Here is a 26,878-nt window from a genome sequence, read left to right as displayed (position 1 = left end):
AGTTATGAATACAACTTTAGCAGGAGTAGACGTCGGTAATTCATCCACTGAAGTAGCAATTGCACGTGTTTACGGAGAACGCTGTGAGTTCGTTTCCCAGCATTTAGTGAAAACAACAGGAATAAAAGGAACGGAAGAAAATATTAATGGAATCCGGTTGGCATTGCGGGAAGCAGCTAAAAAAGCTGAAATGGATCTTCAGGATATCGATCTTATTCGGTTAAATGATGCAGTTCCTGTCATTGGGGACCTGGCTATGGACTTGATAAGTGAAACAGTTATAACGGAATCTTCTATGATCGGTCACAATCCTGATACTCCGGGCGGTATAGGCTTAGGGATTGGAGTAACCATCTTGATTGATCAATTAGATGAGATCAAAGGACAAAAAGAAGATTTTATAGTAGTTATACCAAAAACATTTGATTATGAATGGGTGGCCCATCGTTTAAACAAAGCTGCAGAAAAAGGATTATCTATTACAGGTGCTGTGGTTCAAAAAGATGACGGAGTGTTAATTTACAATCGTTTAAACAATAAAATACCTATTGTTGACGAAGTATCATTAATAGAAAAAGTTCCTCTTTCTAAATTAGCAGCAGTAGAAGTGGCTCTGCCTGGCTATGTGATTCGAACATTAAGTAATCCCTATGGTTTATCTACCGTATTTGAGCTTGATCCAGACCAAACAAAACAAGTATCTTTAGTCGCTAAAGCGTTAGTAGGAAACAGGTCAGCTGTAGTAATCAGGACTCCAGAAGGCGAAGTTGTTGAAAGAAAAATTGCAGCAGGCAATGTAATTTTAAAAGGTCCGACGAGTCAGCAATTAAGTGTATCCATCAATGATGGAGCAGAGGCCATTATGAATACGTATGAAAAGCTGGGAGATCTGCAAGACGTTCAGGGAGAAACAGGGACAAATGTTGGAGGAATGTTTAATAGGCTTCGACATGATTTGGCCTCCCTTACTGGGCAATCAGCAAATGAAATAGCAATTTCGGATTTTCTAGCAGTTAATGCAGTAATTCCGACTTCTATTAGTGGGGCAATAGCTGGTGAACTTTCTATGGAAAGCGGCGTCGCTCTAGCATCAATGGTAAAAACGGATAAGATCCCTGTTCAAAAAGTCGCTGATCGATTAGAAAGTGATCTAAGCATTCCTGTGGAAGTGGGCGGAGTAGAAGCAGAAATGGCGATTCGGGGAGCGTTAACGACTCCTGGTACTAGGAAGCCGATCATTATCCTGGATATGGGAGGCGGTTCTACTGATGCTGCGATGATGAATGAATCAGGAAAAATTACAACAACACACTTGGCTGGTGCAGGAGACATGGTTACCATGCTGATCAATTCAGAGCTTGCACTAGAGGATATTGAACTTGCCGAAAAAATAAAAAAATATCCCTTAGGAAAAGTAGTAAGTTTATTCCATATGCAATTAGAAGATGGAACAACTTTATTTTCTGAAGATCCATTTCCATCTTATACTTTTGGAAGAGTCGTGATTCGAGAAGATAGAGAACTTACTCCTCTGGCAGGTAGCACACCTATGGAGAGAATTAAGGATATACGACGAAGTGCAAAACGTAGAGTGTTTGTAACAAATGTACTTCGGTCCCTAAAGGGAGTAGTACCAACAGGAAATTTAAACCATATATCTTTTGTCGTAATGCTAGGAGGCTCCGCGTTAGACTTTGAAATTCCACAAATGTTAACAGAAGAATTAGGTAAGTATGGAATTGTAGCTGGTTTTGCAAATATACGTGGAAAAGAAGGACCGCGCAATGCAGTTGCTACTGGTTTAGTATTATCCTCTGTTCAAAAAGAGGTGGTTAAATGAAAAAACATAATGTTTATATAGTGATTTCATATGAAAGTCCTCTTCCAGCAGCGTCGATTCAAGAAGTGGCTGCTGGACTTGAAGAAGAAGGGGTTCCTTATTTACTAAGGGAGCATCAGAACAACAGTCATTTTATTGAAATTGGGTGGAAGGCAGCTTCAATGTCCCCGTTAGAAGTAGGTGTGGGAATTGATAAGAGGGGGAGTATTTGTGTACACCATCAAAAGCTAAATCCTGATAAACCATATTTGCAGGATAATATAAAAAATGCGCGAATTTCGGGGAAGAATGCGGGCCGATTGATAAAAGGGCTGCCCCTATATTATTAAAGGAGGATCAAAAGATGGACCAAATTAATTTAGAGTTAGCAAAAAAGCTCATTGAAAGTGCAGAGAATGAAGCTGAAAAATTGGGGATCCCAATGGTGATCAGCATAGTTGATGAAGGCGGAAACTTCATAGCCTGTCATAGAATGAATGATGCTTTGTTAGTTAGTGTAGAAATTGCTCAGAACAAAGCTTGGACATCAGTAGCCATGAAAATGCCTACCGCAGATTTAGCTGAAGCAGCTGGGTCAGGAGATGAGCTATATGGAATTAATACAACCAATAATGGCAGAATAGTAATTTTTGGCGGAGGGATACCACTGCGTAAGAAAGACAAAATAGTTGGGGCAGTTGGGGTGAGTGGGGGAGCTGTTGAAGAAGATATACGTGTTGCTCAAGCTGCTGTTAATATGTTCGATGAATCCAGCTTATTTCAAAGTTAAATAAAATACGCAGTTTTACTTTAAATACCCTTATGAAACCAGGAGGTTATGACCTTCTGGTTCTAAGGGTATTTGTTATTAAAGTTTGGGGGAAATATCCTATTACATATCGTTTATACAGTAGTAAGCGGTTACATTGAATATATTATTGAGATATAATTGAGACTCTACCATTAATTTAAGAGGAGGCAAGCTGTTGAGTGTATTGACTTTACGTAACATTGTGGATGTTGAGGAACTTCAAGAGATTCAGGAAAGCTTTTCAAATGCTACTGGTTTTGCTGTAATTATTGCAGATAACCAAGGGATACCTGTAACAAAGCCAACAAACTTCACAAGCTTTTGTACGAAAATACGCTCTTCCCCAGAGGGGTCACAATGCTGTATATTATCAGATAAAACTGTAGGTTTGCTGGCAGTTGAAGAAGGAAAAGTGGCCAAACATTATTGTCACTCTGGGTTAGTTGATATGGCTGCGCCTATAGTTTATAACGGAAACCATCTTGGTTCGGTATTATGTGGCCAGGTATTGATAAAAGATCAGGATGAAAAGTTTTTAAGTGATATTCGAGAAAAAATAAAAAGGATACCTATTGACCAGGATCTTTTAAATCTTTTTCTTGCTAAGATTGAATTTACAAGTGAGCAGCAGGTTGAGTCAGCAGCTGGAATGCTGCAGCTTGTTGCAAACTACATTACCAAATTTGGTGCAGTTCGTATGGCTAAAGATGAGGCAAACGAAAAGAATCAATTGCTGGGGAAGGAAGAAAAACTTCGTATCAGCTTAGAGAAAACTCTTAAGCAAACTCAATTCAAAGTATTACAATCACAAATTAACCCTCATTTTTTATTCAATACATTAAATACTATTGCGCATCTTGCGTACTTAGAGAATGCGGAGCAAACCCAAAGTGTAACCTATTCTCTTTCAAAGATTATGAGGTACAGTCTTCGTAATATAGACCAACTTGTTACGTTAAAAGAAGAGGTAGATTATATCAATAATTATCTGAATATTCAGCAATCTATATACCGAGACCGTGTCCAATTTCAAAAGATAATAGATATTGATTCAGAAATGATAAAGTTACCCATCCTTACCATCCAACCTTTAATTGAAAATGCTATTAAACATGGTCTTAAAAATGGGGATGATCATATAGTTATTAAAATTCATGGTTATGTAGATAATGAGTGTTTTGTTTTAGAAATTATTGATACGGGGACTGGTATACACAAAGGGAAATTAGATCATATTCTCTCGCAGTCAGACAAATTTAGAAACGGCCATAATACAGGAATAGGAATTCCTAATGTGCATAAGAGGCTGCAATATTATTATGGCGAAGAATATGGAATTACTGCGATTGAAAGTCAAATTGGGACTGGGACAAAGGTTCGATTGGAGCTCCCTTTTAAGGAGGTGCAATAAATGAAGGTTATGATTGTAGATGATGAACCTTTAGAACGAGAGGTTTTAACCTTAATGCTTAAAAAGGAAAACTTGCAAATTAGCCGTTTATTCTCTGCTGTAAATGGAGCTGATGCTGTCGATCAAGTGAGGCAGGAGAAAATGGATCTCATTCTTATGGATATTGAAATGCCTGTTATGGACGGCTTGATGGCAGCTAAATTAATAAAAAAAGATTTTCCAGACTGTCGGATTATTTTTCTTACAGCTCATAATGAATTTGATTACGCTTTTCAAACAATTAAACTGGGGGTAGAGGATTATTTGCTGAAACCTGCTCATCCGAAAGAAATAAGGCAAGCCTTATTAAAGTTTATTCCAGAAGTAAATTATCCATATCCACCTTCAATTGATGTGTCCTGCGATCATATTCAAATTCTTATTAGTCATATAGAAAAAAACCTTCAACTAGATTTAACTTTGGAAAGTCTCTCTGAACTTGTCCATCTTAGTGATCAATATTTAAGCAGGCTCTTTAAACAAGAAATAGGCTGTACGATTACTCAGTATATTACAGCTAGAAGGTTGGATAAAGCGAAAGAATATCTAAGGAACCAACAGGATAATATAACTGAGATAAGTGAGAAGTGCGGTTTTACTGATTCAAATTATTTTGCAAGGGTCTTTAAACGATATGAAGGTATAACTCCCACCCATTATCAACAACAGTCTTTCGTAGCTAAAAAGAAAAGAATGAATTCCTTCAACAATTTTGTAATGTAAATGCGAAGTAAATTATATCTTGAATATCGGTATTACTTTTAGCGAGAGGCTTGCAGTCAGCTAAGAACTAATTATATGATTATCGTAGACATATATTAGGTTTACATATAGGAGGCTGCTATGCCTAGAACAAAATTTATGGATATATATGAAGATTTAAAAGACAAAATAGAGCAAAATGTATTCGAGTATCAGCAGATGATTCCGTCGGAGAACACGCTGGCAAAAGAATACGGCTGTACGCGGAATACGGTTAGAAGAGCGATCGCTGAACTTGTGGCCAGAGGATATCTGCAGACGAAGCATGGCAAAGGTGTCCGAGTGATTTATCAGGATTTTAAGCAGAACGAATATATGTTTGGAGAAACAGAAACTTTTAAAGAGTTTGCGCAGCGTAACCATAAGCAGCACCGTACAGAGGTCGTTCTGTTTGAAGAAGTAACAGCGGATGAAGAGATTCAGGGCATTACTTCTATGCCGGTTGGGACGGAGCTTTACCATTTACAGCGGGTTCGTTATCTTGATGAAAATCCTGTCATTATCGACCATAATTACTTTAGAAGAGACATCGTTCAATTTCTCACGAAAGAAATTGCTGAGGATTCTATTTACGAATACATGGAAAAAGAGTTAAACCAACGGATGGTTACTGCAAAAAGGCAAATGGTTGTTGAGAAGACGACAGATTTGGATGAGAAGTATCTTAATCTTGAAGGATATAACTGTGTCGTTGTAGTAACGAGTTATATTTATAACGAAGACGGTGTTATGTTCGAACGCACACAGTCCCGTCATACGCCTGGTAATTTTGTTTTTTTCGATCAAACACAGCAGAGGAAATAAAAAAAGAGTATGAGGATTCCCAGAAGGGGTGTCCTCATACTCTTTTTTACTTCCTCTCATTCTGTCTTGCAGCTAAATGGATAAAGACACTAGAAGTCCATGTGTGCGCCAGATCTCTTAATCCTTCGCCTGTTTCGGCATGAAAAACTTCTGCAAATCCGCTTTGTTTACACATCTCTAAAAATTTTTTAGCGGTTTCCTGAGCTAATTCATGCTCTCCGCATGCCTCGAAAGCATCTATAAATAGAAGAGTAGTTGGTGCCCAGATCGGTCCTCTCCAGTAGGCATCTTCATTATAAAAAGGACTGCTTAGCGCTTCAGAGGCAATGCCCCAGTCTGTTAAATGTTTATCACTGCTTAATATAGAAATGATTTTTTCTCTTGTAGCTTTTGGTAGTTTATCAGCAAGAATAATAGATACTAGCGGCAGATAGCTTTCACTTTCAATAACTTCTCCTGTTCTCATAAACCGTGCTACAGGCAGGTCATCTACAAGAAAATAGTCACAGAATCGGTCTGTCAGCTTTTTCGATTCTTCCTCCCAGTATTTTTTATCTTCAGAGTGATTCAGCTTATCAGCAACAACAGCAAGCATATCGATAGATTTAATTAAAAAGGCCGTTAAGTCTGGCGAGTCGATGACGTCCGCATTGCGAAAAACCGTGCTGTTATCCTGCCCGGAATCATTGCCATGATGGTATTCACAAATTCCGTCGTTATTGGAATCCTTATAGTGGAAATAGTATTCTACATGCACCTTAATCTGTTTATAGGCTTGTTCAAGCTGTTCCTTTGATAGGTTTAATTGTTTCATCATTTTTAAAATAAATAGGCCCTGGATTGGCGGCTTGGAAAAATTCCAGCGGATGGTCGAATCGCTGACAGATCCTGGTATCTGACCTAATTCATCCTGATGATCAAAGAGTACCTGAAATTGATCCCATGCCAGCTGGTTATCGACACCGGCCAGCGCTAATCCATTAAAGGCGTTATCCCAGCTCCACACACCTGGAAAATTGCTGTTGGACATATATACCGCTTTCCTCTTTAACAGGCCTTCTTCATTAACTGTACATGTCCAGTTAAGATAAGCGGCTTTTCTTAGGGTGGACTGATACTCTTCGGGAACATCTGGCTGTTTAGAGAGAAACTCTTCAAAGTGTCTAGTGCTTTTCTCGAGAGCTTGTTGAAAGCTGTAATGACGGTCACCAGGCACGGCACCGTTTGTCGGTACATCTTCAATAATACCTAAGAATTGATCTGTATCAGCTTCAATTTGTATAGTTGATAAATTATCCGCTTTGTTTGTGCTTCCTGTTGTATCCATAAACACATTCTGCTTTAAAGAAACCGTTCCTTCTGGTGCAAAAATCATGTATTTAGTCAGATTTTTATAACTATTTACGATACAGTATTCTTCGCCTTGTTTTCCAAGCAGATAATTATATTCAAAGTTATAGACGGGCTGGGTATCTAAAGAAAGACCGACACCTTTCCCTGTCCCTTTTACGAAGATTCTTTTATCATCTTCAAAGCAGATTCGGAGTTCTCCGCTGTCTAAAGTAATGACAATTTGAAACTCATCTGCCTTGTATTTGTAAGCAGCAGGCTTACCATTCTTTGTGGGAATGACTTTAAGAGCATTCTGATGCTGTTTCGATTTTCCTCTTACAGAATTAATGTATAAGCCGTCTTTTTCGGCCTCATGGCTAGTCTGGTAAGTCAATGCCATATAAGAACCGAAGTGGCTCATAGGGGTATTTTTAATATTCAAATGACAACACTCCTTTATCGAATTTTCTTGACAACTATTCTCACTGTACTATAATGAACTTGTTTAAACAAGTCGTCAAAAAACTTTGGAAACAATATAAGGTGAGGAGGAATTTTTTTATGAGTTTTAAAGAAAACGTTACCAAGATTATAGAAAATGTAGGCGGAGCCAGTAACGTAAACAGTGCGACACACTGTGTAACAAGGCTGCGTTTAATCCTTGAAGATGAAAGCGCTGTAGATATAAAGAAATTAGAAGAAAATGATCTGGTCAAAGGGGTCTTCTCTGCCAGCGGGCAGTTCCAGGTTATAATAGGGCCAGGAACAGTGGAGAAGGTATACAACGAATTTATGAAGCAGACGGATGCTGAAGAAATGAGTAAAGATGAGATGAAAAAAAGGAATGTAGAAAAGGGGAACCTTCTTCAAAAAGGGGTCCGTGTACTTGCTGATATTTTCATTCCAATTTTGCCTGCTATTGTGGCCGCCGGTTTACTGTTAGGACTGAACAACTTACTCGCAAATCCGGGAATCTTTTATGATGAGCAGTCTCTGCTGGATGTTTATACGGGGTGGACAGGGTTTGCTGAGTTTATAGCAGTAGTTGCCAATACGGCTTTTACATTTCTGCCTGTATTAATTACCTGGTCAGCAGCCAGGAAATTCGGCGGAAGTCCTCTTCTGGGAATTGTCCTTGGGCTGCTGTTAGTACATCCAGATCTTATGTCAGCCTATGCCTATGCTGAAAATCCAGGAGATGTAGAGTATTGGAATATGTTCGGCTGGGAAGTTGCTAAAATAGGCTATCAGGGACAGGTACTGCCGGTAATATTTGCTACATGGCTGCTCGTTTGGGCAGAGAAGCATTTAAAGAATTTTATTCCAGGAAACCTGCAGATGATCTTTGTCGCACCGTTCGCTCTTATTTTTGCTGGACTGTTAACATTTATCGTTATCGGCCCAATTACAATGACAGGGTCCAACTGGATTACAGACGGTATTCTATATTTATTTGAAGTATCTCCTGCATTTGCTGGTGGAATTTACGGCTTGATTTCAGCGCCTCTGGTTATTACAGGAATGCACCACATCTTTCTCGGTGTGAACCTTCAAATGGCAGGAACACTGGGGTATGTGACATTATGGCCAGTAAGCGAAACGGCTACGCTCGCTCAAGGAGCAGCAACACTTACAATGTTCCTCATTCTTAAGCATAATGCGAAGCTAAGAGGGGTATCACTGACAGCCACGATCTCAGCCTGGCTTGGAGTTACAGAACCTGCAATCTATGGGATTAACCTTCGTTTTCGCTACCCATTTATTGCGGTCATGATTGGAAGCGCCTTCGGAAGCGCCTTTATCGCATTTCAACAGGTGAAAGCGACATCAGTGGGTGTAGGAGGCGTACTTTCTTTCTTATCCGTCTACCCTGAACATTGGGCTTCTTATTTTATCGGAATGGGAATTACTTTTGTTATTACTGTAGGATTGACTTTATTTTTCTCGAAAACAAATATGTTTCATGCTAATAATGAGTAGAGAAAAACCTAAGAGACGAGCAGCTGATGCTCGTCTTTTTTATATGGATAATTAAGACGGTTTCCATAAAAATTTGCAAAAATAAGATATTAGTAAAACAATTAGGGTAGAAGGATAAGAATGTTACGAAATAGGAGGTTTGTAGTTTATATGGAAGAATCTAAAAAAGTACGATGGTCAGTTTTTTTACCGATGGCCCTCTTGCTTACAGCAACGGTAATCCTGGGGGTGGTTAGCCCGACCGGGTTTTATAATGTGCAGACAAAGATTGTGGATTTTGCTTTCATAAATTTTGGGTGGTTATTTAATTTAACGGTTCTTTTTCTTATATTTCTATGTTTGTATTTAGGATTTTCTAAATACGGTTCGATCAAATTCGGGGGTCCGGATGCTAAGCCTATTTTAAACAAATACACATGGTTTGCCATCTCATTAACCGCTGGAATTGGAGTAGGAATTCTGTTTTGGGGATTAGCTGAACCTATTACTCACTTCAGTGCTCCGCCTGAAGAATTAGGGATTGAACCAGGAACTGAGCAGGCGGCTGTGTTTTCTCTGGCATCAAGCTTTAATCATTGGACACTGGCTCCTTATGCAATTTATGTTCTTTCGGGCATTGCGGTAGCTTATGCTCACTATAATATGAAACTTCCGTACAGTATTAGCTCAACTTTATATCCTTTGATAGGCAAAAGAGCTTTTGGCTGGGTGGGGTCATTTGTTGACTGTCTCGCTATGTTCGCTATTGCAGGAGGAATGGCAGCGGTGCTTGGCGAAGGCATTCTTCAGATTGGCAGCGGTATTGGCCACTTGACCGGACTGGAAACAGGACCAGGCTAATGGAGTATGTTGATTATTCTTATTACTGCTACATACATTATTTCGAGTTATACGGGGCTGCAGAAAGGGATTAAATTTCTAGCAGACCAAAATACGAAAATCTTTATATTTCTATTAGTCTTTGTGTTTGTTTTTGGTCCTACTATTTTTATTTTTAATATTGGAACACAGTCGACTGGCTACTTCCTTACACATCTGCCTGAGCGCTTTCTCTGGATGAGTGCGATGGAAGGCTCGGAATGGCCGCGGTGGTGGCCGATTTTTAACTGGTCCATCTGGCTGGCTTATGCTCCGATTACCGGAATGTTTCTCGCAAGGCTAGCTTACGGACGAACGATGAAGCAGTTTGTAACTGTTAACTTACTTTTTCCCTCCTTATTTGGCATGCTCTGGTTCTGGGCTTTTGGCGGTGCTTCGATTTTCTATGACTGGAAAGGGGATGGACAGTTATGGAATCTTATCAATAATGAAAGTGGAGGACTTGAACTTTCCTTGTTTGCTTTCCTGGAACACCTTCCACTGTCTACCGTGATCAGCTGGTTAATGCTGGCGGTAATTTTTATTTCGTTTACAACTTTGGCAGACTCTTTGACTACTACAGTATCTGCTTTAACGACTACTGGAAACACAATCCTAAGGCCTGAGCCGCCGGCTAAGATCAAGGTTTTTTGGGGCGTAGTTATGGGATTAATGGCTCTTCTTACAATTACAGCCGGCACTGGGGGAGAGATTACAGGAGTTGATGCGGTGAAACAAATGGCAACGGTCGCCGGGTTTCCTATCTTGTTTTTTATAATCATTCAGATAATTTCTACTTTAAAAGGAATAACCAATCAAACATTATATGACAAATCAGCTTCTAAAGAAGAAAAAGTAAACGAAAGAAAAAATGCTTAATGAGATCAAGTTGCAGATTGAACGAATTGTGGTTTGGGAATGGAAGTATAAGTATATCCAATTAAAGGAAAGGGGATTGTTATTTTGATTCAAACAGCTGACAGGGACATGTTAAAAGAATACTCTGCGGTAAGACAATACTCAGAGAAACTGGTATCTAACTTAAATACTGAGGATTTTATCGTTCAGGCTGACACTCATGTGAGTCCTGTTAAGTGGCATTTAGCCCATACCACCTGGTTTTTTGAAAAGTTTATTTTAGAAAGTTATTTACCTGATTATAAGCATTTTAATACGTCTTTTAACTATTTGTTTAACTCTTATTATGAAACAGTTGGAGAACCTTACCCACAGAAAAATCGTGGTCTAATCACCCGTCCGACAGTCCAGGAAACTTTGGATTACCGAAAACATGTAGATAAACATATGCAAAACCTGATGTCAGAACATGAGATAGAAAATGAAGATAGTTTATCCCAACTGGTGGAAATCGGGCTGAATCATGAGCAGCAGCATCAGGAATTAATTTTAATGGACTTAAAATATAACTTTTCGTTTAATCCTTTATTTCCTGTCTTTAAGGCTAAAGAAGATCAGCCGTCATTAGAGGCGCCGGAACTTAAATTCAATCAGATAAACGGAGGACTGGTGGAAGTCGGACATGACGGCGAAGGGTTCGCTTTTGATAATGAGAATCCGCGTCACAAAACATACCTTGAATCCTATCGTCTGGCAAACCGCCCTGTCACAAACGGAGAATTTATAGAGTTTATGAATGATAAAGGTTATGAAACCACAGAATATTGGCTGTCAGACGGATGGCAGCTCGTTAATGAAGAAAAATGGACTCACCCTCAATATTGGGTAAAGCAGGGAAGTGAGTGGTATGTTTTCACGTTAGCCGGGTTGAAGAAACTGGATATGAATGCACCTGTCGTGCACATCAGCTTTTATGAAGCCGATGCATATGCACGCTGGGCCGGCAAGCGTCTTCCTACGGAGCAGGAATGGGAATATGCGATGAAAGAAGAGTCTATAAAGGGAAATTTTATGGAAAGTGATCAGCTTCATCCTACATCAGAATATGATAATAAACTTTATGATAAAGCATTTGGGGAAGTCTGGGAGTGGACGCAGAGCCCCTATGTTCCTTATCCAAGAAACAAACCTTTAGATGGATCTCTTGGAGAATACAATGCTAAATTTATGGCCAATCAGATGGTATTAAGAGGCGGATCGTGTGTAACACCCCAATCGCATATCCGTCTGACTTATCGTAATTTTTTCTACCCTCAAATGAAGTGGGCATTCAGCGGTTTCAGACTGGCTGATAATGGTTAAGCAGATCACCCGAAGCGGAGAAAAGTCTCTAATATTTATTAGAGGCTTTTTTATTGAAAAAGATCTCATGTTTTAAAATACGGTTGAGGGGTATTGGATTTATAGATGTTACTGGAGGTGATAGGATGTTGGAAATCATTTCGTGGATAGCTTTAGGGATTGGATTTATAAGTTTTATTGTAGTTTTAGCAGATGTTATTAAACACCCTCAGATGATGGCTGTGATGAATATAGTCTGGCCGATCAACAGCCTCTTCTTTGGTCCTATTAATATTTGGGCTTACTATAAATGGGGAAGAATTAAAGCAAAAAACTTGGATAACGAAGATAACCGCGGTACGGCAGCCATGAACTTTATGTCAACGAGTCACTGCTCTTCAGGATGTGCTTTTGGGGACATTATCGGGGTTCCTATCGTGGCGATTACCGGCATTACGATTGCAGGAGCAGCAATATATGCACACTTTGCAGTTGAGTTTGTTTTAGCCTATTTATTTGGAATTATATTTCAATTCTTTGCCATTTATCCGATGAACAAAGATAAGGGGATTTTTGAGAACTTTAAAGATTCAATTAAAGCTGATTCACTTTCCCTTATCGCATTTGAAGTAGGAATGTTTGGCTGGATGGCCATCGTTCATTTTCTCCTGTTTACTAATCCGCCGACACCTGCTGATCCATCGTTTTGGTTTATGATGCAGATCGCATTAATTTTAGGATTCATCACAAGCTATCCAGCCAATAGCTGGTTAGTAAGAAAGGGAATTAAAGAAGCGATGTAAATAGCCTGTTCCATCGTTCGCCCATGAAAGCGAGCTGTTTCCCCAGGCCCGTCTCTCTAGATTAGGTAAACGGGACCTACTTCCCAGATAACAGGGAAAGACTCCCTCAGAGAGAAGAACAGAGTGAGATCCCGGAAGAGTTTAGCCTGAAGAATCTTACCGAAGAAAAGTGTACCGTTTGCCTTAATCGATAGCTTAGGAAGACGATCTCAAATGGATCGTCTTTTTTTAGAAGGGGAATTTTGAAAGATATAGAAATTAGTATTTAAAACGTTTTTTAAAGGAGAAAGGCCTGTGAAAATGAATCCGAGATTTAAAATGATCTGGTGGGGATGCTTATTAATCAATTCTTTGATTCTTTTAATCTTCAGGTTCGATTCGCTGGCTTCAGATAATGCACAGCCCTTCGATTATTTAATTTTCGCTCTGTTTATTGTCCTTGCCTTCCAGCCCTTTTTTGCAGAAATGAGCCTATTCGGTCTTTCATTTAAAAAAGAGCTGGAAGAGCAGATAGAGACAGGCTTAAATGAAATTAAGTTACTGATTAATAATACGAATTCCAACAACCTTTACTTTTCAAATGAATTAAGCGATGAACACCTCAGAAAGCTGAAGGAATCAATCGTTTCCTCTCCAAAAACTATGAAAGCTAAAACCGTAAATAATATTAATAAAGAGATAGCAAGTCTGTTGGAAATACGGTATTTGCTGGAGAAAGAGCTAAAGCGTATCGCCTCATCTACTTTAAACCTTGAAACTGCTAATATCCCTATTTCTGAAATGGCTGATCTGCTTTTACAAAAAAGACTGATCGGCAGTGAGGTAAATCGCGGAATGAAAGTGATGGAGGGCATTACAAATAAAGTAGCTCTTGCAGAGAAAGTATCAAAAAGTGAGATTGATTTTTGTCTATCAGCCGGCCCTGCGACACTGCAGCTCCTTCAAGAGATATAGTTCAGCACAGGAGTAGCGGAGAAAAGAGTTCTATTCACTCGGGAATCCGGTTTATGTTCTTTAGAGAAATTATTAAAGAGGCCCCCCTTTTAAAAGGGAGCCTCTTCGGTAGTTTTCTCATCATGAATGGATCGATAGTGCTTAATCTTCACATTTTCAAATACAGCGGAACCACCTTCAGAAAAAAGGGTTATTCCTTCGTCTTCTAATGGGGGAAAGACTCGATTTGTGTGTGTCACTCTTCCATCATTAATAAATACTTCAATACTTGTTTTATCTACTAAAACTTTTAAATGAACCTTCTTCTGACTGCTGTCAAAAGGAGCACGGCTTTCTATCCATTCTCCGTTGTCGTCAGGTTGACCGGTTTCTTCACGATTAACGTAAGAGTAGCCGCCTTCAGAAGTAATGCCTGTAACTAAGCTTCGAGACTGATCTTCTGATTCACGAACTCGTATACCTATGTTCTTAGCCTCTTCCCATGAGATATCAGCTTCAAACTGATAGGATGTACCCTGAGCCTCTAACGTTTTTTTGCTGTCTACTTCAATTTTTTCATAAAAGTCCTCTGACTTCGTGAGTTCATTTAGTGTGTCGACTGGCTGTGAGAGGAGGGAATATGAATCGTTTTCTTGCTTCTGTAATTCTATTGTACGGACAATCGAATCCACCCCATTAAATCCTTCGTCCATTGTAGGGGTGTTGTCTGCATAATCCCAATTATTCATCCAGGCAATGGCATACCGTTTGCTAAGCTTATCTTCTGCTTCACCATCCGGGAAGGTCACACCGCCATACCAGTCAAATCCATAATCGAGCCATTGAGGCTCCTCTTCGTCTGCAATAAATTCTTTTCCATTATACTCTCCAGTCCAGTACGCATAGGTGTTTGGCTTTCCGGTTGATTTTCCGTTGGCACTCGCTCCAAGGATCCACTTCAGCGATCCGTCGTCTGCCCGCATCATATATAGATCTGGACATTCCAGAAGTCCAATTCCTTCCGTCTGAAATTCACTAGTATACTCCCAGTCTTTTAGGTTTTCAGATTCATAAAAACCAATCTTCGTTCCTTCAGCCATTAGCATTACCCATTTATTGGAGTTTTCGTCCCAAATAATTTTAGGATCTCTAAAGTCATCAACACCCGGGTTGCTCATAATCGGCTCGTCACTGTAAGAGGAAAAAGTTTGTCCTTTATCTGTACTGTACCAAAGGTATTGCTCCTGCTGACCGTCAGAGGATGGCTGGGTGACAATGGCGATCACGGCATCTTTTCCAAAGCCTGCTGTGTTATTGTGATCTACAACGACAGAGCCTGACCATGGATCACCGTTTTCATTTGTGTACTTAGGTATAGCAATTCCTTTATCTTTCCAGTGTAAGAGGTCCTTGGAAGTCGCATGGCGCCATTCAGTTCCGTTTCCGTCTGGATAGTCTCCATTATAAAGATAGTAATAGTGATACTTTCCATCTAAATAGATCGGTTTCTGCGGGTCATTTTTCCAGTGTTCAGGCGTTGTGAAATGGTAATCTGCCCGATAGGATTCTTCTTCTTTAGGCTCTTCCTCTTTATCGTCCGTGTGGTCTGAGAAAATAGTATATAGGATAAATAGACTGAAGAATAGAAGAAAGACTGATCCCCACTTCTTAGCTGTATTACTCATAGAAGATTCACCACTTTTAAATAATGAAAAAGAAAATGCCAGACCGGCATTTTCTCTTTATGTTTTATTTTTCGTCAACAATCTGGCCTTGCTCCAGGATGCTGTCTTCTACAACAGAAGATTTTTTATTGTTCAGCTCAAGCTTAAAGCTTGGGGCAAATGTAGACTTATGATCATCAAAATACCCTCTGTTTGTCATGTAGCTTGTAACTACAGCCTCATCGCTGCCTTCCTGAGGAATTACATAGTGGGCATAGTTCCAAGTTACATCATATGGATCAAGGTCATGGTGCAGAACGATTCCTGTCTTGTTCATTGGCTTAAACTCGCCAGTTAAGGAATTTGACACGTAACCAAGCATATAAATATCTTCATCATCAATACCGTCAATTGTCATCTTGGATCCACGGGCGCTAGTGAATAGGTACCATTTACCGTCCTTTTTAAAGATGTTTGGACGCTCAATTTCATCCGTAACCGTATTAGATGCAAGGAGAGGATCCATCACTTTTTTAAGAGTATAGTCATCATTGATTTCGATGATACCAATCGCTCCATTTGCAAGCTCAGCATATTCTTTCTTATCACTGTTTAAAAGCTTAGCTTTTTCATCTTTGAAGAACTTTTTGCTATTGCTGTAGTATGCCTGATTGTAAAGGGAGTCTTCACCGGAGTATCCAAATTCAGTTCCCGTATTCGCTTCAAATACTAAGTATTTTTTGCCGTCTTCTTCAATGTAATGAGGGTCTCTGAATGTATGATTTTCCTTCCAGTTGATCTCTCCGTTTCCAAAAGCCTGGTTAACGTTTTGATAGACAGAACCATCTCCGCCTTCAAAAATAGATTTATGATCTTCAACTCCGTCTACTTTCAACGTTCCGTCTTTTGGCTCAGAAACATTAACTTGTGCGGTTGTCAGTGTTTGTTTACCAAAAAGCTCTTTGTCTTCATTAAATTCAGTCCGGTTTGTATAGAATAAGCGAACTTCTTTATCGGATGTAAGGGTTGCGGAACCCGACCATTCTTCAGATTGATCTTTTAAGTATTTATCGTTGGCTTTATATTTATCTTCATCATCGAATACACGTCCGGCCAGTTTCCAGTCATCGATTGACTTTTCGTCAGCTTCCTTATAGAACAAATAAATAAAAGTGTCATTAGGGTTTTTAGGATCTCCTGCTAATCCAAACAGAATATGGTAGCCTTTATATTCTGCTACTGTTCCATCTGCGTTCTGGAGTGGCCAGGTATCCCATACGTCCATTTTTATCTCATTTCCATTCTCATCTTTTTTAACAGCTGCAGGGATGTTTTCGATTCCAGCTGCATCAAATTGAGGTACTGTAAAATCTGTGTCACCGTGCTGTTTAATCATATCTTTCATATCAGAACGAGTAATATGAGAAATGCCGTAATCCTCTTTATGATCCTTAGGTGCTGCATGAGCACTTAAGCCGTCACCTGCCAAAATGGCAGTCCCAAGCGTTATCAATGTTGCTGTTTTAGCCAGTCTTTTAAAGTTCATTGTTTCTCCTCCAGTATTTGTTATGGAATGGCCATTCCTTATTAAGACAATTTAAATTATAGGGGAGGAAGCTTAGTATTGAATATGGAGGATATTGATTCATATTTCGTCCTATTTTGATATATAGGAAAATGGTTTCCAAAATGTATCTATTTTAAAGAGAAAAAAGTCCCAGTCAAAGGCCTATTTAGCCTCTTCCCAGGACTTTTGATAGTTTTGAAGTAATTGATCACGGGTAAGTTCCTTTTTAATATACTGCTGTGTGGATGAGCCAAATTCCTGACGAACACCTACAGGAAAATCAAACCAGTTAGAGGACATTGTCCGTCCTTGTTTATAATAGGTTAGAGTCTGCTCCGCCAGTGGACCCGATTGATTGTTTGCTATGGTGGGGAAGGCAGGAATAAACTTAAGATGTTTTGTCATATAGCGCTGTCCCTGCTCAGTTGAAACCATCCAGTTTAAAAATCTCTTGGCTTCTTTTTTCTTTGTAGAAGTTGTTTGTTTATTCACCACCCAATAATTCGGTGTGTTGACAATTAAAGAACTATTCGATGTTTGATTCGTAATTGGAATGGGCATTATTCCGATATTCAAATTAGGAGAGCGCTCATCTATCATTGGCTGAATCCAGTTTCCTTGAAGAATCATAGCTGCCTCCCCCGCAGCAAATGTTTGGACTTCCATCTGGTAGTCCATTGCGAGGGGATCTTTACTTCCATATTTTAAAGTGACATCAAGTAAGTTAAGAAGTTCTTCAAATTTTTGGTTTCGGGTAATAGAGGATGTACCTTCATTTAACCCTTGAATAAAAGACTCGGTGTCCTGCTGCTGGGCAAAAGCAATATTCATGAGGTGATCCCCCAGCTTCCATTCTTCATAGTAGCCCGTAGCAAACGGAGTAATACCAGCCTTCTGCAGCTTTTCTGCAGCTGCTTCTAAATCATTAAGTGTTGAAGGCAGTGACTCAATACCTGCCTGTTCAAATAAATCTTTATTGTAGATGAAACCATATCCTTCTAGGTTCATCGGCATTCCGAAGAGTTGATCTTCAAATTTCATAGGGATTAATGACTCTTCATAAGCTTCATTCACCCACGGTTGGTCAGATAAATCTTCTAAATAATTCTTCCAGAGTTTTGCACTTTCATATCCGGGATTAGTGAAAATGTCTGGTCCATTGCCTGCAGCCATTTGTGCTTTTAAATCTGAGAAATCATCCATGGCACCCCCGACGGTATGAACCTCTATATTGACGTGCGGGTTTTCCTTTTCATAAGCCTGGACCATTTCTTCAAACTGTGAAGCAATTTCTACTTTTGGATTCCGAATTTCTAAGGTTACTGATGACTCGGCTTCCGGCGGCTCATCAATGTCAATGGTTTTCTGGCATCCGATAAGGCCTAGAGTACCAACTAAACATAGGACTGATAGCTTTTTGATCACTTTCTCACTCCTTTGATCCATTGACGAATTGTGCTCTGAATTCAGAAGGCGTGGTACCCGTTTCTTTTTTAAATAGTTTGGAAAAATATTTCTCATCCTGATAACCGAGCATTAAAGAAATCGAGTAGATACTTTCTTCAGTCTCTTTAAGCCATTTCCTTGCCTGATCGATTTTAAGCTTCGTCACATATTTGGACAAAGGCAGTCCTGTTTCTTCTTTGAATTTCCTTGAGATGTGTTCACGACTGAAGAAAAACAAGTTCGATAGCTTCTCCAGGCTTAATTCCTCCATGTAATAGTCATCGACATAGGCAACAATATCCTGGTTACGGCGGGCGGCATCTAATTCATTAAGTCTGTGGATGGAACGATAATCATTATTGTCTAAGGCTGTCTGTAAAGCTTGATAATGACGTGCGAGTTGTTTTAAAGAAGTGAATGCTCTCCCGCTTACAAGCCGAACAGGTAAGTCAATCTCCTGGCTCATCCACTGTTCCGCTGTAAGGCTTTCTCCAGTTATAGTAATCACAAGACATAAATTCCTTCCGTTTTTAAGAGAAAATACATTTCCAATTTTCTGATCAAAGAGTCTCTTTGATAAATTCTCAATATATGGCTCGGGATGATGCATCTGATAAAATGATATTAAGGATAGTTCGTACTGATCTGAGGCTGGCAGATAGGAGAGTATGTCAACAGGTTCAAACGGCTCTCCCATACAGGCGGATGTTATGATTTGATCGATTCTCAGTTTCTTAAAATCTTCTTCAATTGATTCATTGAAGTTAGGAGATTTTTGATCTGTTTTCCAGCTTTCTACTGCTTCAGCTAATGTCTTATTGAAAAATTCCGGCTCAATTGGTTTTAAAAGATAGTCGAAGCTGCTGTACTTTATGGCCTGGCGCATAAGTGAATAATCATTATAGCCGGTAATAAAAATTACTTTTCCTACATAATTCTTTGAATCCAGCCACTCAATGAATTCCATACCACTCATTTCCGGCATTTTAATATCCGTAAAAATCAGCTCGGGCTTTACTTCATTAATAATTTTCTGGGCTTCTTTCCCATTGTCTGCTTCGAAAATCTCAGTAATGCCATGCTTTTCCCATTGTCCTAAATAGCGGAGGACATCACGTACATTTACTTCGTCATCAACGATTAAAGCCTTCATGAAATTCCTCCTTTGAGACCTGGTCTCGTCTCTATTGGAATTATAATTTTAACTAGAAAACCTTTTCTTTGAATATGATCGACTGATAGTCTGGCATTCCTGCCAAAATTAAGTATTAGTCGGTCATGTATATTTTTTAAGCCAATGTGCTTTTTCGGAGAAGAGCCGGGAGCCGCATAAAGTCTCTTCCTTAACTCATTCAGCTCCTGATCGGTTATGCTGGCTCCGTCATTAGCAGCTGTCAGGTGTAAATAATCCCCTTTAATTTCTCCTCGTATGGTTAAATGGGCATTACGGTATCCTTCTTCATAGCTATGCTTAAAGAAGTTTTCAACGAGCGGCTGTAAAATCATGCTTGGTATTATTTTCTGTTTAATGGTCTCACTGATATCAATCGAATAATGTATATGGTTCCGAAAACGCTCTTTTTGTAAGATGAGGTAAGCTTCGATATAGTCGACTTCCTCCTGTAGCGAAACCCATTGATCAGCATTCATTGAATAACGCATCATTTTTGAAAGTGATGTTACAAGCTGGTAAATGTCCGGAGCTTTAGAGCGTAAGGCAACTGCACCAATGGATTGCAGGGCATTAAATAAAAAGTGCGGATTTACTTGGGATTTTAATGCGCGAAACTGGTTTTCTTTATTTTCTATTTCAAGTTTATACTCACGGTCAATATGAGTGTTGATTCGATCAATCATTTCCTTCATTTGTTTTTCCAAATAACCGATTTCATCGTTTCTGCTTTCATCAAAAGGAACATTCATATCTCCGCCTTCTACCGTACGTACTTTCTGGGTCAGCCGCTTGATCGGAGAAGTTATCTTATAAGTAATCATGCTGATCATAATCACTCCTAGTATGCCAACAACCATTCCGAGCAGTATACTAGTAAAGGTAGTTTTTCGAATATCTTCAAACAAGACCTCACTTGGTGTCATTTTGACTAACTTCCAATCTTCAAGAGGGCCGGAAAGCGGTTTGGAAAGTACAATATCATCATCTGCTGATTGGGCATTACCTCCGTCCACCTGCTTTTGAATGAAAGAAGGAATGGGCTGACCAATAAGCTCCTTATCATTTGCATAAACTATTTGATTCTTCTCGTTAGTTAACAGAACGGTTTCCTCATTTTGATTTACCAGTTCATCAATAATTTGAGCATAAGCGTCAAGATCAATATCTGTTGTGAGTATTCCAAGGAATTCGTTAGAAGGTACATCTATGATTTTATGATGAATGGTTAAGACCATTAAATGGTCAGATGTCGGCACAATCGCGCTGTTATTGTAGTTTTCCATTTCATGGGGAGCTTCTACCATAAACATGTCATTTGAATGATAAAGCTGTTGTAGATCATCTTCCTGTTCCATAAAGCCAGGCTTTGACTTTCGTGCACTGACCATTCCATTATATACAGCAACCGATTCGCTGCTCTTCTTTAAGTAAAGGCGGACCTGTCTAATTTCACTTCGCATTAAAAAGTATTTTTCCATGCTGTTTTCCAGGTAAGCTGAGTTAACTTTTTCGCCAGTAAATATTTTAAATAGTTCTGGATCACGGTAAAGAGTATATGGAAGCCTAACCATTTCACTGAAATATTGCTCAAGTTCATCTGAGCTTTCCTTAAGCTGTTCTCGGCTGTTCTCAATTTCATGCTGTTCCACACTATTTTTCGTATAGCTGTAAATTAAAAAAACAGATAAAAAATAGGGGAGTATGATAAACATAAGCAGCATTAACAGTAAGCGGCTTTGAATGCTTTTCACCTTATGCGCCCCTTTCGGTTAAAAAGAATCCGATTTACTAAAAAACTTAAATATGGCGAGTTCTAAAAAAAATTCCGTCTGCTCTGTAATCCCCTAAACTATAACAAATGGAAGCGATGCGTCAATTGCTCCATCGAGTGAGCGGAAACGGGGAGAGTATAGCTATACCTTGTAATTGTCTGCTTTTGAAAACGCTCGCAAAAAATGAAAGCGTCATACATAAATTAGAAAAATGAAACAAATAGACTAGAAAAAAATAAAGATAAATAGAGGGAAGTCTTATTCAATTAAGTTAAAGTAAGAAATTATCCGCTTGACTATCAATTCATAGATTGATAGAGTTGGAAAAAATGTGAATATTCTTATCCAGAGAGGTGGAGGGACTGGCCCGCAGAAACCTCAGCAGCAGGTCTATAAGACACTGTGCTAATTCCAGCGGGTGATCAGCCTGATAGATAAGAGCTTCTTTTATTTGTCGGAAACGCACTCGTTTAGAGTGCGTTTTTTTGTGGTTTCGTGAGTTTTCGAGAAAAGGAGGAAAGCAGTCTTAGTTTTTGTTAATCATTTTAAAAGCAATAGGAGAGTACTGTTATGAATTTACAAAGTCAAAGCTTTAAAAGGGAAATGAAAACACGGCATCTGGTGATGTTATCTCTCGGAGGTGTTATAGGTACAGGGCTTTTCTTAAGTTCCGGTTATACGATTCAACAAGCGGGTCCTTTTGGTACAGTGCTTGCGTATTTAATCGGTGCATTGGTTGTTTATTTAGTAATGCTCTGCTTGGGAGAACTCTCTGTACATATGCCGGAAACCGGCGCTTTCCACAGCTATGCAGCTAAATATATTGGTCCAGGTACAGGCTATACGATTGCCTGGCTTTACTGGCTCACCTGGACAGTTGCACTGGGCTCGGAATTTACAGCAGCTGGTTTAATGATGCAGAAGTGGTTTCCAACAGTCAGTGTTTGGATTTGGAGTGCTTTATTTGCCGGACTAATTTTTCTGCTTAATGCGTTTACTGTGAAGTTTTTTGCGGAGTCTGAATTTTGGTTTTCTTCAATCAAGGTATTAGCTATTATTCTTTTTATATTATTAGGGGCTGCCGCAATAATGGGGTTAGTTCCATTAAATAATTCTGAAACTGCGCCATTATTATCAAACTTTACGAGTGCAGGCCTGTTTCCAAATGGTGCGTTCGCTATTCTCATGACTATGCTTGCGGTAAACTTTGCCTTTTCGGGAACAGAGCTCATTGGAATTGCCGCAGGAGAAACCGCAGAGCCGGAAAAAACAATTCCTAAGGCTATTCGGACTACTTTAATCAGGTTAGTGGTGTTTTTTGTAGGGACCATTATTGTCTTGTCTGCATTGCTTCCAACGAAGGAGGCTGGAGTAATTGAAAGTCCCTTTGTTGTAGTGCTTACGAATATTGGGATTCCATATTCCGCTGATATTATGAATTTTGTTATTATCACTGCTATTCTATCAGCAGCTAATTCCGGGCTTTATGCATCATCGCGAATGTTGTGGTCGCTCGCCGATAAACAAACAATTTCACCGCGTTTTGCAAGGTTAACTAAACGAGGTATTCCTTTAAACGCTATTCTATTCAGTATGCTAGGCGGAGGGCTTGCTTTGCTTTCAAGCATTATTGCTCCAGGCACCGTCTACATTGTACTTGTATCTATTTCGGGTCTTGCTGTTGTAGTTGTTTGGATGAGCATCAGCGCCGCTCAGTTTACATTTCGCAGGCAATATTTAAAAGAAGGAAACAAGCTGGAAGACTTGGCCTATCGTACACCGTTTTATCCTTTAGTACCGATTGCTTCTTTTATCCTTTGCCTTACCGCCTGTATTGGAATAGCTTTCGATCCTACCCAGCGAATTGCTCTTTATTGTGGAATTCCATTTATCCTATTCTGCTACGGGAGTTACTATTTAGGACAATATAAGAAAAGAGGAACCAATCATGCCGAAACATACGAATCAAAAATTCAATCCTATTGATTCAATTTTAAAGAAGTTTTCGCCTATTATACTTGATGGGGCCCTGGCCACGGAGTTAGAAAAACAGGGATTCGATTTGGATGACCCGCTTTGGTCTGCTCGTGTCCTGATGGAAAATCCAGATGCCATAGCCAAAATTCATGCAGATTACTTCCGAAAGGGAGCTGATGTGGCCATTACGTCAAGTTATCAGGCGACAATTGAAGGTTTTGCACAGCGAGGGATAAGAAAAGAGAAAGCCATTGAACTAATAAAAAAGACAGTGTTATTAGCCAGGGGCGCCAGAGATGAAGTCTGGAAGGAAATAAAAAAAACAAACCGTCCTAAGCCGTTAGTTGCAGCTTCCGTCGGGCCTTATGGTGCTTATCTTGCTGATGGATCAGAATATAAAGGAAACTATAAGATTTCAGATGTGGAACTGAAAAAATTTCACCGTCCCAGATTGGAAGCATTGATTGAAGCAGGAGCTGATCTATTAGCATTGGAAACGATCCCGTCTCTTCAGGAAGCGAAGGTACTTATTTCTTTACTGGAAGAGTTCCCGGAAACGTCAGCCTGGCTGTCTTTTACTCTGAAAGATGGAAAGTCTATAAGTGATGGGGCAAGTCTCCAGGAATGTGCGTCTGCCGTACATAACCGTCAACAAGTCGCTGCCATTGGAGTGAACTGTGCCCCTATATCAGATGCTTCAGCAGCTGTTGAGGAATTTTATAAATACACAAACAAACCGATAATTGTATATCCAAACTCCGGGGAAAGGTATAACCCTGAAACTAAAACATGGTGTGGAAGTACGGATGGTTCATTCGAGACTCAATCAGAAGTCTGGTTTAAAAACGGTGCACGCATCATAGGCGGGTGCTGCCGGACATCACCGGAGCATATTGAATCCCTTTATAGAAAATGGAGAGGTTGAGACAGGATGATTAATTACCATAATCGAAAGTTCATTTCTGTACAAAATACGCAAAATGGAGAAGTTTCCTCGAAAACTTATTTTCATTACTTTCAGGAGGGGCAAATTCTATATGCCGATTATGAAGGGGGAGAGATCGTCAAAGGAAAGTTGATTGGTATAGTAAAAGAAGATAATACATTAGAGTTTCGTTATAACCATATCAACACTTCCAATGAAATAAGAGGCGGTAAATGCATCTCTACTCCTGTCATTAAGAATGACGGTAGTATTGAACTTCACGAAAGATGGCAGTGGCTTGACGAAGAGCAGACAGAAGGCGAGTCAATAATTAAAGAAGTTTAAATAGAGAAAGAGAGGATCCTTTTAAAGGGTCCTCTCTTTTTTTACGGATTAACCATATGTAAGTTCACATTATATCTTTGCATGTCTTTTTCGAATTCGGAGGGAACATGTTCATCTACGATGCACATATCAATTTCTGATAAGTCCGCAACCTTGGCAAAGTTTAATTTACCAATCTTACTATGATCTGTCAGCAGAATGGTTTGGCGAGAGTTCGTAATCATCATTCGCTTTATGCGGGCTTCTGTAAGGTTGGGAGTCGTAATAATTCCTTCTTTTACGTCTATCCCGTTTGTACCTATGAATGATTTATCGATTCGGATCATATTGAGAGATTGTTCAGCAAAGGGGCCTACAAGGGCTGAAGTCTCCCTACGTAAAATTCCGCCCAACAGCATGACCTCCAGTCCGGGAAGGTCTGCAAGCTCCTGCATTATAATGATAGAGTTTGTCACGATTGATAGGTTAGTAAATGATTTCAGCTCTTTTACAAGCTCATAGGTAGTTGTCCCAGAATCGAGAAGTATCGCATCTCCCGGATTGATAAACTCGACAGCTTTCCTGGCAATCGCCTGCTTTTCTGCTATGTACCCCTTTTGCCTGTCTCCAATAGATGCTTCAAAACTGACAGGCTGCAGAAGGATGGCTCCCCCGTGGGTTCTTTTTATATTATCTGTCTCCTCAAGCTCTTTAAGATCTCTTCTAATCGTTGATTCAGATACATTAAACTGCTGGCTTAAATCATGGACGGAAGCCCTTGATAAATGACGCAGATATTCGAGAATCTGAGCCTTGCGTTCTTCCATAAACATATTGAGCTATTCTCCTTTCGTAAGCGTTTCCTTATCCCATTATAAACTAGTCTTGATATCAAAAGAAAAATGATAACTTATATGGTAGCTGCATTTTATGCTCAGTTTTAGTGCAGTTTCGATTGTTTATAAAGAAACAATCATAAATAGTCATAAAAAATTAAATCACCGAATAAGAAATAAGCTGATTAAAACTTATTTGAGCTTTGTAATTAGGTATTAATATAAATTTTCAATTTTTAGAAAACTTATTGACAATTTATGTATGCGCATTTATGATCATTAATAAGCAAAAACAATCATAACCAATCTTGGGAAAAATTACGCAATATTCATAATTAATACTTTCATCTGCATGATATATGCGTAATGAAAAGGGGGAGATTAACACTCAATTATGAAAGCGCATTCATTAATGATTAAAATTTATAACTAAAGGAGGAAGGACAAGTGAAAAGTGTGAAAATGTGGTGTATTGGTATTCTTCTTTTGTTTATTATGGCGGGATGTGCAAGTAATGAAACTTCTGGGGAGGAAAATGAAAGCGATAACAATAAGGGTGGAGTTAAAATCGGTCTTACTCTTAATAATCTGGCAAATCCCTTCTTTGTTTCGATGAGTGAAGCAGCTGAAGATTATGCCGATGAAATTGGGGCAGAGATTGTGGTTCAGGCGGCAGATGCAGATTTAGCTAAACAAACCTCACAGATTGAGGATTTTATTACTCAAGGTGTAGACCTCATTTTACTGAACGCTGTGGACTCTGAAGGGATTGCAGGAGCGGTAGCTCAGGCAGATGCAGCTGGTATCCCTGTTGTTTCGGTTGATGTTGGTGCTGATGGTGGAATTGAAGGAACTGTTACATCCGACAACTACCAGGCAGGTGTTTTGGCAGCTGAGTATATGATAGAGGATCTTGGAGGAAAAGGAAATGTCGTAGTCATCGATGGACCTCCTGTAACTGCTGTAAAGGACAGGATTGCTGGGTTTGAAGATACGATTAAAGGAACGGAGATTAAAGTAATTGCCAAGCAGAATGGAGAAGGGAACCGTGAAAAAGGTTTACAGGTAATGGAAAGTATTCTACAGGCAAATGAGCCAGGAAAGATAGATGCTGTTTTTGCCAATAATGACCCTGTTGCTATTGGTGCAGAGATCGCCCAGCAGCAGGCTGGGCGCCAGGATGAGTTTTATATTATTGGGGTTGATGGATCTCCGGATGTTATTGAGGCAATGAAGAAAGAGGGAAGTTCCATTGCAGGTACATCCGCCCAGCATCCTGATGAAATGGTGATGAAAGCTATCGATGTTGGCATTCAGGTTTTAGACGGTGAATCCATTGAAGAAGTAACCAAGATCCCCGTTGATTTGGTAACAGAAGATAACGTAGCTTCCTATAAAGGCTGGTAGTTTTTCTTGCCATGAACGGTCCTTGTCTGTAGCAG

21 protein-coding genes, 1 pseudogene and 1 riboswitch are annotated in these 26,878 nt (G+C 39.5%); of the genes and pseudogenes, 15 read left to right on the top strand and 7 right to left on the bottom strand.

The genetic code is table 11. The features are described from left to right. The first annotated feature begins 4 nt into the window (after positions 1-4). The 6 genes from B7E06_RS18160 (at position 5) to B7E06_RS18135 (ending at position 5,646) form a co-directional block, all read left to right on the top strand. A complete protein-coding gene (locus tag B7E06_RS18160; protein WP_082236055.1) occupies positions 5-1,840 on the top strand; it encodes a diol dehydratase reactivase subunit alpha in 1,836 nt (611 codons plus the stop codon). Continuing rightward, positions 1,837-2,169: a glycerol dehydratase reactivase beta/small subunit family protein gene (locus B7E06_RS18155; protein WP_082235341.1), complete on the top strand. Its 333-nt coding sequence runs from the start codon at positions 1,837-1,839 to the stop codon at positions 2,167-2,169. Before B7E06_RS18160 ends, B7E06_RS18155 begins: the two co-directional genes overlap by 4 nt. Before the next feature lie 14 nt (positions 2,170-2,183). Continuing rightward, complete coding sequence (locus B7E06_RS18150; RefSeq protein ID WP_082235340.1) at positions 2,184-2,609, top strand: GlcG/HbpS family heme-binding protein; 426 nt, start codon at positions 2,184-2,186, stop codon at positions 2,607-2,609. A gap of 196 nt (positions 2,610-2,805) precedes the next feature. Beyond that, positions 2,806-4,041 (top strand): sensor histidine kinase, encoded by a 1,236-nt coding sequence (locus B7E06_RS18145; protein ID WP_082235339.1) that lies wholly within the window; start codon positions 2,806-2,808, stop codon positions 4,039-4,041. After that, entirely contained in the window at positions 4,042-4,803 is a 762-nt protein-coding gene (locus tag B7E06_RS18140; protein ID WP_082235338.1) for a response regulator transcription factor, read from the top strand. Between the two features lie 120 nt (positions 4,804-4,923). Beyond that, the gene (locus B7E06_RS18135; protein WP_082235337.1) at positions 4,924-5,646 is read left to right on the top strand and encodes a UTRA domain-containing protein; all 723 of its coding nucleotides are present in this window, start codon (positions 4,924-4,926) and stop codon (positions 5,644-5,646) included. 46 nt (positions 5,647-5,692) lie between these two features. Here the strand turns inward: B7E06_RS18135 and B7E06_RS18130 are convergent, their stop codons facing one another. Continuing rightward, entirely contained in the window at positions 5,693-7,420 is a 1,728-nt protein-coding gene (locus B7E06_RS18130; protein WP_082235336.1) for an amylo-alpha-1,6-glucosidase, read from the bottom strand. A 119-nt stretch (positions 7,421-7,539) separates the two neighbouring features. Here B7E06_RS18130 and B7E06_RS18125 point away from each other — a divergent pair, with 119 nt between their 5' ends. From B7E06_RS18125 to B7E06_RS18105, 5 genes and pseudogenes are all read left to right on the top strand, one after another. Next, positions 7,540-8,958: a PTS transporter subunit EIIC gene (locus tag B7E06_RS18125; RefSeq protein WP_082235335.1), complete on the top strand. Its 1,419-nt coding sequence runs from the start codon at positions 7,540-7,542 to the stop codon at positions 8,956-8,958. Between the two features lie 120 nt (positions 8,959-9,078). Further along, positions 9,079-10,695: pseudogene (locus tag B7E06_RS18120) on the top strand (BCCT family transporter). Positions 10,696-10,779: 84 nt separating this feature from the next. After that, complete coding sequence (gene egtB / locus B7E06_RS18115; RefSeq protein WP_342743638.1) at positions 10,780-12,036, top strand: ergothioneine biosynthesis protein EgtB; 1,257 nt, start codon at positions 10,780-10,782, stop codon at positions 12,034-12,036. A 125-nt stretch (positions 12,037-12,161) separates the two neighbouring features. Beyond that, entirely contained in the window at positions 12,162-12,818 is a 657-nt protein-coding gene (locus tag B7E06_RS18110; protein WP_082235334.1) for a DUF4396 domain-containing protein, read from the top strand. 294 nt (positions 12,819-13,112) lie between these two features. After that, on the top strand, positions 13,113-13,772 hold the full coding sequence (locus B7E06_RS18105; protein ID WP_082235333.1) for a hypothetical protein: 660 nt from the start codon (positions 13,113-13,115) through the stop codon (positions 13,770-13,772). Positions 13,773-13,861: 89 nt separating this feature from the next. Here the strand turns inward: B7E06_RS18105 and B7E06_RS18100 are convergent, their stop codons facing one another. The 5 genes from B7E06_RS18100 to B7E06_RS18080 form a co-directional block, all read right to left on the bottom strand. Next, positions 13,862-15,436 carry a glycoside hydrolase family 32 protein gene (locus tag B7E06_RS18100; RefSeq protein WP_082235332.1) on the bottom strand — a complete coding sequence of 525 codons (1,575 nt, stop codon included), beginning with the start codon at positions 15,434-15,436 and terminating at the stop codon, positions 13,862-13,864. A 64-nt stretch (positions 15,437-15,500) separates the two neighbouring features. Beyond that, positions 15,501-16,961 (bottom strand): glycoside hydrolase family 68 protein, encoded by a 1,461-nt coding sequence (locus B7E06_RS18095; RefSeq protein WP_082235331.1) that lies wholly within the window; start codon positions 16,959-16,961, stop codon positions 15,501-15,503. 183 nt (positions 16,962-17,144) lie between these two features. After that, positions 17,145-18,407, bottom strand: coding sequence for an ABC transporter substrate-binding protein (locus B7E06_RS18090; protein ID WP_082235330.1), 1,263 nt, complete (start codon positions 18,405-18,407; stop codon positions 17,145-17,147). A 4-nt stretch (positions 18,408-18,411) separates the two neighbouring features. Then, positions 18,412-19,581 (bottom strand): response regulator transcription factor, encoded by a 1,170-nt coding sequence (locus B7E06_RS18085; protein WP_082235329.1) that lies wholly within the window; start codon positions 19,579-19,581, stop codon positions 18,412-18,414. Then, the gene (locus B7E06_RS18080) at positions 19,578-21,353 is read right to left on the bottom strand and encodes a cache domain-containing sensor histidine kinase (protein WP_082235328.1); all 1,776 of its coding nucleotides are present in this window, start codon (positions 21,351-21,353) and stop codon (positions 19,578-19,580) included. Before B7E06_RS18080 ends, B7E06_RS18085 begins: the two co-directional genes overlap by 4 nt. Positions 21,354-21,712: 359 nt before the next feature. Continuing rightward, positions 21,713-21,815, top strand: a riboswitch (SAM riboswitch). 129 nt (positions 21,816-21,944) lie between these two features. Between B7E06_RS18080 and mmuP the strand changes: the two genes are divergently transcribed. From mmuP to B7E06_RS18065, 3 genes are read left to right on the top strand one after another with little or no spacing between them, the layout of a single operon-like run. Continuing rightward, positions 21,945-23,360 carry an S-methylmethionine permease gene (mmuP, locus tag B7E06_RS18075; protein ID WP_082235327.1) on the top strand — a complete coding sequence of 472 codons (1,416 nt, stop codon included), beginning with the start codon at positions 21,945-21,947 and terminating at the stop codon, positions 23,358-23,360. After that, complete coding sequence (gene mmuM / locus B7E06_RS18070; RefSeq protein WP_082235326.1) at positions 23,323-24,276, top strand: homocysteine S-methyltransferase; 954 nt, start codon at positions 23,323-23,325, stop codon at positions 24,274-24,276. The genes mmuP and mmuM overlap by 38 nt, the downstream gene beginning before the upstream one ends. A gap of 6 nt (positions 24,277-24,282) precedes the next feature. After that, positions 24,283-24,621 carry an avidin-fold protein gene (locus B7E06_RS18065; protein ID WP_179134089.1) on the top strand — a complete coding sequence of 113 codons (339 nt, stop codon included), beginning with the start codon at positions 24,283-24,285 and terminating at the stop codon, positions 24,619-24,621. Positions 24,622-24,662: 41 nt separating this feature from the next. On the opposite strand, the gene B7E06_RS18060 is transcribed toward B7E06_RS18065, so the two are convergent. Next, the gene (locus tag B7E06_RS18060) at positions 24,663-25,433 is read right to left on the bottom strand and encodes a DeoR/GlpR family DNA-binding transcription regulator (RefSeq protein WP_082235325.1); all 771 of its coding nucleotides are present in this window, start codon (positions 25,431-25,433) and stop codon (positions 24,663-24,665) included. A 450-nt stretch (positions 25,434-25,883) separates the two neighbouring features. Between B7E06_RS18060 and B7E06_RS18055 the strand changes: the two genes are divergently transcribed. Beyond that, entirely contained in the window at positions 25,884-26,843 is a 960-nt protein-coding gene (locus B7E06_RS18055) for a substrate-binding domain-containing protein (RefSeq protein ID WP_143414521.1), read from the top strand. Positions 26,844-26,878 lie beyond the last annotated feature (35 nt).

The organism is Halobacillus massiliensis (assembly GCF_900166625.1).
GTDB classification, from domain to species: Bacteria; Bacillota; Bacilli; order Bacillales; family Halobacillaceae; genus Halobacillus_A; species Halobacillus_A massiliensis.
This window is presented reverse-complemented; position numbering and strand designations above follow the sequence as displayed.

What these genes read in the sequence shown, in the direction of transcription:
- B7E06_RS18160 (WP_082236055.1), top strand. Translation starts at nt 5, where the DNA reads ATGAATACAACTTTAGCAGGAGTAGACGTCGGTAATTCATCCACTGAA.
- B7E06_RS18155 (WP_082235341.1), top strand. Translation starts at nt 1,837, where the DNA reads ATGAAAAAACATAATGTTTATATAGTGATTTCATATGAAAGTCCTCTT.
- B7E06_RS18150 (WP_082235340.1), top strand. Translation starts at nt 2,184, where the DNA reads ATGGACCAAATTAATTTAGAGTTAGCAAAAAAGCTCATTGAAAGTGCA.
- B7E06_RS18140 (WP_082235338.1), top strand. Translation starts at nt 4,042, where the DNA reads ATGAAGGTTATGATTGTAGATGATGAACCTTTAGAACGAGAGGTTTTA.
- B7E06_RS18135 (WP_082235337.1), top strand. Translation starts at nt 4,924, where the DNA reads ATGCCTAGAACAAAATTTATGGATATATATGAAGATTTAAAAGACAAA.
- B7E06_RS18125 (WP_082235335.1), top strand. Translation starts at nt 7,540, where the DNA reads ATGAGTTTTAAAGAAAACGTTACCAAGATTATAGAAAATGTAGGCGGA.
- B7E06_RS18110 (WP_082235334.1), top strand. Translation starts at nt 12,162, where the DNA reads ATGTTGGAAATCATTTCGTGGATAGCTTTAGGGATTGGATTTATAAGT.
- B7E06_RS18100 (WP_082235332.1), bottom strand. Translation starts at nt 15,436, where the DNA reads ATGAGTAATACAGCTAAGAAGTGGGGATCAGTCTTTCTTCTATTCTTC.
- B7E06_RS18095 (WP_082235331.1), bottom strand. Translation starts at nt 16,961, where the DNA reads ATGAACTTTAAAAGACTGGCTAAAACAGCAACATTGATAACGCTTGGG.
- B7E06_RS18085 (WP_082235329.1), bottom strand. Translation starts at nt 19,581, where the DNA reads ATGAAGGCTTTAATCGTTGATGACGAAGTAAATGTACGTGATGTCCTC.
- mmuP (WP_082235327.1), top strand. Translation starts at nt 21,945, where the DNA reads ATGAATTTACAAAGTCAAAGCTTTAAAAGGGAAATGAAAACACGGCAT.
- mmuM (WP_082235326.1), top strand. Translation starts at nt 23,323, where the DNA reads ATGCCGAAACATACGAATCAAAAATTCAATCCTATTGATTCAATTTTA.
- B7E06_RS18065 (WP_179134089.1), top strand. Translation starts at nt 24,283, where the DNA reads ATGATTAATTACCATAATCGAAAGTTCATTTCTGTACAAAATACGCAA.
- B7E06_RS18060 (WP_082235325.1), bottom strand. Translation starts at nt 25,433, where the DNA reads ATGTTTATGGAAGAACGCAAGGCTCAGATTCTCGAATATCTGCGTCAT.